Source organism: Mycobacterium sp. 852002-30065_SCH5024008, assembly GCF_001665645.1.
Lineage (GTDB): Bacteria > Actinomycetota > Actinomycetes > Mycobacteriales > Mycobacteriaceae > Mycobacterium > Mycobacterium paraffinicum.
The window spans coordinates 40,972-46,971 of the sequence record NZ_LZSZ01000121.1; the positions used below are offsets into that span (position 1 = coordinate 40,972).

Annotated in this window: 7 protein-coding genes; all 7 read left to right on the forward strand. The window is 66.8% G+C overall.

Features of this window, described 5'->3' with window-relative positions; all coding sequences use genetic code 11:
• Window positions 1–861 precede the first annotated feature (861 nt).
• Complete coding sequence (locus A5781_RS25645) at window positions 862–1,014, forward strand: hypothetical protein (RefSeq protein ID WP_156622495.1); 153 nt, start codon at window positions 862–864, stop codon at window positions 1,012–1,014.
• A 166-nt stretch (window positions 1,015–1,180) separates the two neighbouring features.
• The gene (locus A5781_RS15900; RefSeq protein ID WP_067207935.1) at window positions 1,181–2,182 is read left to right on the forward strand and encodes a MoxR family ATPase; all 1,002 of its coding nucleotides are present in this window, start codon (window positions 1,181–1,183) and stop codon (window positions 2,180–2,182) included.
• A 16-nt stretch (window positions 2,183–2,198) separates the two neighbouring features.
• Complete coding sequence (locus A5781_RS15905) at window positions 2,199–3,065, forward strand: DUF58 domain-containing protein (RefSeq protein ID WP_067207938.1); 867 nt, start codon at window positions 2,199–2,201, stop codon at window positions 3,063–3,065.
• A complete protein-coding gene (locus A5781_RS15910) occupies window positions 3,055–3,528 on the forward strand; it encodes a hypothetical protein (RefSeq protein WP_067207942.1) in 474 nt (157 codons plus the stop codon). Before A5781_RS15905 ends, A5781_RS15910 begins: the two co-directional genes overlap by 11 nt.
• The gene (locus A5781_RS15915; RefSeq protein ID WP_067207945.1) at window positions 3,519–4,496 is read left to right on the forward strand and encodes a hypothetical protein; all 978 of its coding nucleotides are present in this window, start codon (window positions 3,519–3,521) and stop codon (window positions 4,494–4,496) included. Before A5781_RS15910 ends, A5781_RS15915 begins: the two co-directional genes overlap by 10 nt.
• Window positions 4,493–5,416 (forward strand): vWA domain-containing protein, encoded by a 924-nt coding sequence (locus A5781_RS15920; protein ID WP_067207948.1) that lies wholly within the window; start codon window positions 4,493–4,495, stop codon window positions 5,414–5,416. Before A5781_RS15915 ends, A5781_RS15920 begins: the two co-directional genes overlap by 4 nt.
• Window positions 5,413–6,000: hypothetical protein (locus tag A5781_RS15925; RefSeq protein WP_197503860.1), on the forward strand; the 588-nt coding region annotated here is incomplete at its 3' end. The genes A5781_RS15920 and A5781_RS15925, both read left to right, overlap by 4 nt.

Sequence of the window (6,000 nt, forward strand, 5' to 3'; positions counted from 1 at the left end):
CGGCGAAGCGCTTTATTGACTCATGCTGGTCCTTCGGCGAAGACGCTTCTAAAACGATTGTGCACGTAGATATCCCGGTGCCGGGGTGCAGCGTGACGCGGCTTCGTCGACTAACGTCGGCTTTACCGCGGGTTGTCGGGGACGCTGTCGCAGCCAGGCCGACCATCGATGAGAAGCGCCGAGGTCAACGGACGGATCTACTACGCCCACAAAGATGTTGAGGTGGGGGGTTCCCGGCGAACGGCTGGACGACGGAGCCTCTAGACCATTCGGCTCATAATCTGCGGGTTCGAGCCCCTGCCTCACCGGCTAAATGAGCCGCGACGTTGTGCCAGTTTCTTCACTGCAAGGGTGACGTTCACAATTCGGGCCAGCCCCCGGCTGGGTAGCCGCCGAGGTGGTTACCCGCAAACCTGACCGATCTGTCCGTGATGTGGGCTCGCCTCGCATTGGCTAAGTTCGCGTCTGTAGATCTCACGCATGTAATCGTCGAGGCACGCTTGGTGGGCGGCGGGATCGGTGACGTTGACACAGGGATCGCCGGCGCCTGCTGGTGCCAAGGGAACACTGAGGGGTACCAGTGCTATGACTGCTGCCGCCGACACGCCCAATATTGCTTTCTTCATCAATATCCCCAAGCGCAGCGTGGTGGAGTTACGTCATCCCAGTTAATCGCAGGCGGGTGCTATCGGGCTAGCGGCGAAAGTCCCATAAGCGATGGTCATTGGTTTCGACATCCGCAGCCGCCCACGTCCAAGCCCTGCCAGCTGGCCCGCGCCTATTAGGAGTTATCGCGGCGCGGGAGGTTGTAGCGACATCGAGGGTGGGTATGGGTTCCGGATCGTCAAAGAAGGAGATGCCATGACCCGACGCCACGCGGATGAAGCGCCCAACAACACCGCCGACGACCCCGAGTCCGAGCCCAAGCAGGATGCTGAGCAGGTAGTGCCGGAGCAGGGCGAGGGTCCGTTCCCTCCCGTGGCCGGCGTACCCCGGCCACCCATCGGCAATTGACCATCTGAGCTGTCCGTTTTCGGTGGGCTGGCAGCACCCGTCGGCATCCCCAGGCCGAGAGTGCACAGGTGTCGCGCCGCAGCGGACGCGAACTTGGCACTCTACGGTCGGGAGGACGAGGCCGACCACGTGTGGAAATCCCGGGCCGGGGTATCCCCCCGGGCGTATGACTACAGCCAGGACACAACCGGATCAGCGCGAAATCGACGGCGTCCGGGGGATCGTTGACGCCATCTCCGGGGCCTTCGCGGCCAAAATCGTCGGGCAGCGCGACCTGCGAGAGTCGCTGCTCATCGGCCTGCTCGCGGGCGGACACATCCTGTTGGAAAGCGTGCCGGGCCTGGCGAAGACCACCGCAGCCAAGGTGCTCGCCGAGTCGATTCACGGCCGCTTTCAACGCATCCAGTGCACGCCCGACCTGCTGCCCAGCGACATCATCGGCACGCAGATCTATGACTCGGCGACCAACTCCTTCGTCACCCAACTAGGGCCGGTGCACGCCAACATCGTGCTGCTCGACGAGATCAACCGGTCCAGCGCGAAGACGCAAAGCGCGATGCTCGAGGCGATGGAGGAGCGGCAGACCACGATCGCCGGGCAGGTGCACCCCCTCGCGGACCCGTTTCTGGTCGTCGCCACCCAGAACCCCGTCGACCAGGAAGGCACCTATCCGCTCTCCGAGGCGCAGACCGACCGCTTCCTGCTCAAGGAGATCGTGCGCTACCCCTCCCCGCAGGAGGAGGTGGAAGTGATGTCGCGGATCGATGCCGGCATCTACGACAAGGGGCGGCCCGCCCCGCCGGTGGTCGGCCTCGAGGACGTGCTCCGCGTCCAGGACGTGGTGCGCCATGTCCACATGGATCGCGCGCTGATGCTCTATGCCAGCCAGCTGGTCGATGTGACCCGTCACCCCGCGGGGGCGCTGCCCAAGCAGATCGCGCGTCTGGTCGAATACGGCGCCAGCCCCCGCGCAACGATCGCGTTCTGTAAGGCGGCCCGGGCGCAGGCCGTGCTGTCCGGGCGTGCGCACGTACTGCCCGAGGACATCGCGAAGCTTGCGCACCGGGTGCTGCGGCACCGGCTCATCCTCGGATTCGAAGCGGCCAGCGCCGATATCACCCCCGAGGTCGTCATCGACGCCGCGCTGCGGGTCGTCAGGGTTCCCTGAGGCGTCGAAGGCCACCTTGGGTAAGCACCTCAACCGGGCCAAGGCGCACTTCGGCGCCGACACCCGCGGCCTGCTCGAAGGCGGCCGCTATGCGCTATTGCATACGCGCAGCATGGAATTCGACGACCTACGCCCGTACGTGCCCGGCGATGACGTCCGGGACATCGACTGGAAGGCCTCTGCGCGATCGGGCAGCGTGCTCATCAAGCGGTTCGTCTCCGAGAAGCACCACAAGATTTTGCTCGTCGCCGATGCAGGTCGCAACATGTCGGCGCTCGCCCCGAGTGCGGAGGGCAAACGCGATGTCGCCGCGCACATCATGGGCGCGGTGGGGTTGATCGGTCTACGGCGATCGGATCAGATCGGCATGGTCTACGGCGACCGCCGCGGCAGTGTGAACATTCCGCAGCGGCGCGGCGAGTCGCACATCGAGGGACTACTGCACCGCTGGTACCAGCACACTACGACCAACCCCGGCCGCAGTGACGTCGCCACCCAACTTGACTACGTCGCAACGCATTACCGACACGCCATGTTGATCATCGTCGTATCCGATGAACCCGAGGTCGATGACAGACTCGGCGCAGTGCTCGCCAGACTGAGCGGGCGCCACGACATCATGTGGGCGATGGTGTCGGACATGGCCGCGGTGGGTCCCGACAACACCGACGGGTACGACGTCGCCACCGGTCGTTTCGTCCTGAACGGAGCCGACCTCGGCCCGCGGGTGGTCAGCGCTTACCGCCGCGCCGAGCAGTCCCGTCGCAACCGCCTCGACGCGTTCCTGACCGGTCACGCGATTCCCCACGCGACTATCGCCGGCAGCGACCACATCCGGCGCGAACTCGTTCGCCTGACCGAGGTGGCCGCCCGTGCCGGATGATCTGCTGCGCCACATATTCGGTCCGCAGCCGTACGCGTCGTCGTGGCTTTGGTTGGCCGTGATCTTGGTGATTGCCGTAATTATCTGGTACGTAATCATTTTCGTATGGACCCTGCCCTCGCACCAACTGCGGCGCATCCCCGTCGTGCGGCGAGCGCACGCCTGGCTGATCCGTGACCGCTTCGCCCGCCGCGTGCAAGGCATCGCCGACGAGCACGCTGCCGGGCAGATGTCGGCTCCGGCGGCGTGCGCGGCGATCAGCCGGACGGTGCGCAGCTTTCTGCATCAAGCGACCGGGGTGCGGGCGCAGTACCTACACGTCGGGGCCATGGCCGATGCGAGTCTGGCCGCTGCCGCGCCGCTGCTGACTCGGCTCGGGGACGCGCAGTTCAACGCCGAGGCGCATGTCGATGTCACCGACGTGAGCATCCGGGCGCAGGAGTTGATCCGCTCGTGGACCTGAAATGGTGGCCGGTGGCGGCCATCGGATTGGCCTGCTTCGTCGCGGTTGTGGCGCTGGCGGCATTGCTGCCTATGACCGCTGCCCGCCGGCGGCTGCGGCCATTAGCCAACGTCGCACGGCTGACCCGGTTGCCCGAGTACGCGAAAGTGGCCCGGCTGCGATCACTGTCAACGGTGGTAACCCTGGTGGTCCTGACGGCCATGTTCGGCGCCGCCTCCTGGACGGCGGCCCGTCCGACCGTCGCCAGCAACGATTTCGACGCCGCCCACCCCGAAGACATCATGCTGTGTGTCGGGCAGCCGGTGACCGATGCGGCGACCGCTGAATTGCTCGACTACTTCGCGCGGCAGGCCGGCACGTCGCCTCAGCGTCAACGGATCGGCTTGACATCGGTCAACCGTCGCCTGGTGCCGCTGACGCGCGACCACCAGTACGCCGCAGCGCGATTCGGTGAGTACACCGGCACTCATGCGGCGCAGTCGGCGTCGTTCGCCCCCGCCGTGCCCTACACCGACTATGCGACGACTGTGAACGACGTTCTGGCGCTCTGTATGTCAGGATTCCCGACGATCGAGAAGGGCGGCACGCATCGGCGGTCGGTAATCTATCTCGGGCCCTCAGATCTCCGTGCCGCAGGAGACTCGCGCCCCGCACTGTTCACCGATACCAGTGTGTGGGACGTGGCCGAGCGCGCGGGAACGCAGCTCAATGTCATCGACACCGCGCCGTCACCGGCAAGCGCCTCGCTCGTCGCCCTCGCCACGCGGAGCGGCGGCAGGTACCTCGCACCGGGACGAGGATCGGTGGTCAAGGCAATCAACGACATTCGCGCACACACCCCACCCGCGCACCTGGCCGACGGCACCGTCGTGACCGCGGACTTCCGCGACGACCCGGTGGTGCCGCTGGTAATCGCGCTGCTGTCGGCGGCCGTCCTGTCGGTGGCCCTCTTGGTGTTACGCCGATGACGTTCCATCCTCTGCTGCCCTGGCCGATCTTCGCGGTCGTCGCAGGTGCGCTACTCCTGGCGCGACTGGTGGCGCTGCGCCAGGTGCTCCTATCGGCGGGGCGCCGGCGTGGTCGCGCGGCGCTACGGTGGACCAGTGTGACATTCGCGGTGCTGCTGCTCCTTGCCGCGACCATCCGCCCCGGACTTCGTGACGACGAAAAGAGCCGTGGCGCAACCCGAGCGGCTGGCGAGAACCTCAACGTGTTCCTCGTGGTCGATCGGTCGGCCGACTCAGGCGTCGACGACTACGGCGCCGGCGAACCGCGGATCGCGGGGATGCGCGACGACGTCGCCGCGGTGATCAAGCAGTACCCGGCGGCACGCTACGCGCTCGTCGGCTTCGCCTCTCGGGCCTCGCTGGACTGGCCGCTGTCCGAGGATGTCTGGAGCCTGCGCCCGACCGTCGCCGCGATCGGCCCCGAAAACGCGAGTCCCGACGTGAACGGGGGAGCGGCGGACAACGTGCTGCGATACCAGTTGATCCAGGCGGCGCAGCAGTATCCGGGTTCGCGAAACGTGGTGCTCTACTTCGGCTGCGGTGCGCCCGGTTCGCGCAGCCCCCAGGGTGACTTCAACCTCACGCAGAGCGCGGTGGCCGGCGGAGCGGTGCTGGGCTACGGCCGCAGCGACGCGATCAACGAAGCCGAATTGCGACAAATTGCCGCACAACTCAACGTGCCGTATGTCCATCGGGATCCGGGACAGTCTTTCCGGCCCGACCTGCCCGACACGCCGGATATCCGGGCGGAGGCCGACGGACAGACCGAGCTGTACTGGCTGCCCGCGCTGCTCGCAGCGGGGCTGCTGCTGGCCGAGATCTACCTTTCAGTCCGCGAATTCCGGCGCGGCCGCATCGCCCGGCGGGATCTGACATCGTGACTTCGAAACCGGCACGGCTGCGGCTGCGACGGCGGCTACTGATCTACTCGGCGCCGGTCACCGCCGTCGCGCTGCTGGTTACCGTCAAGCTGTTTTCCGTTGTGGTGGCCGGAAATTCAGCGGCCCGCGCCTTCGCAAGTGGCGACGGAGACACTGTGCAGGCCAATGCGGCAATCCTTGGCATGGCGAACGTGGTGGAACCGGCGAAGGCGCCGTTCGCGGCGGGCACCGCCGCCGTGCTTGACGGCCGCCTCGACGATGCCGACACTCACTTCTCCGCCGCGCTTGCCCGCACCGACGCCGACCGCTCCTGCCCGGTGCGGGTCAACCTCGAACTGGTCCGCGAGACCGAGGGCGACCGTGCCGCGGCGGCGGGCAATCGGGCACGCGCCGGGGAACGTTATGCGAGCGCGCTGTCCGTCGTAGACCAGGCGACGCAATCCTGTTTTCTCGGCAACGGTGACCCGGACCCGCAAAGGCGCGCCATCCGGGACCGCGCCGCGAACCGGTTGGCCGCCAAACGAACTGCGCTCAACGCTCCGCCACCGGCAACGCCCCCACCGCCCCGCCTCTTATACACATCT

What these genes read in the sequence shown, in the direction of transcription:
- A5781_RS25645 (WP_156622495.1), top strand. Translation starts at nt 862, where the DNA reads ATGACCCGACGCCACGCGGATGAAGCGCCCAACAACACCGCCGACGAC.
- A5781_RS15900 (WP_067207935.1), top strand. Translation starts at nt 1,181, where the DNA reads ATGACTACAGCCAGGACACAACCGGATCAGCGCGAAATCGACGGCGTC.
- A5781_RS15920 (WP_067207948.1), top strand. Translation starts at nt 4,493, where the DNA reads ATGACGTTCCATCCTCTGCTGCCCTGGCCGATCTTCGCGGTCGTCGCA.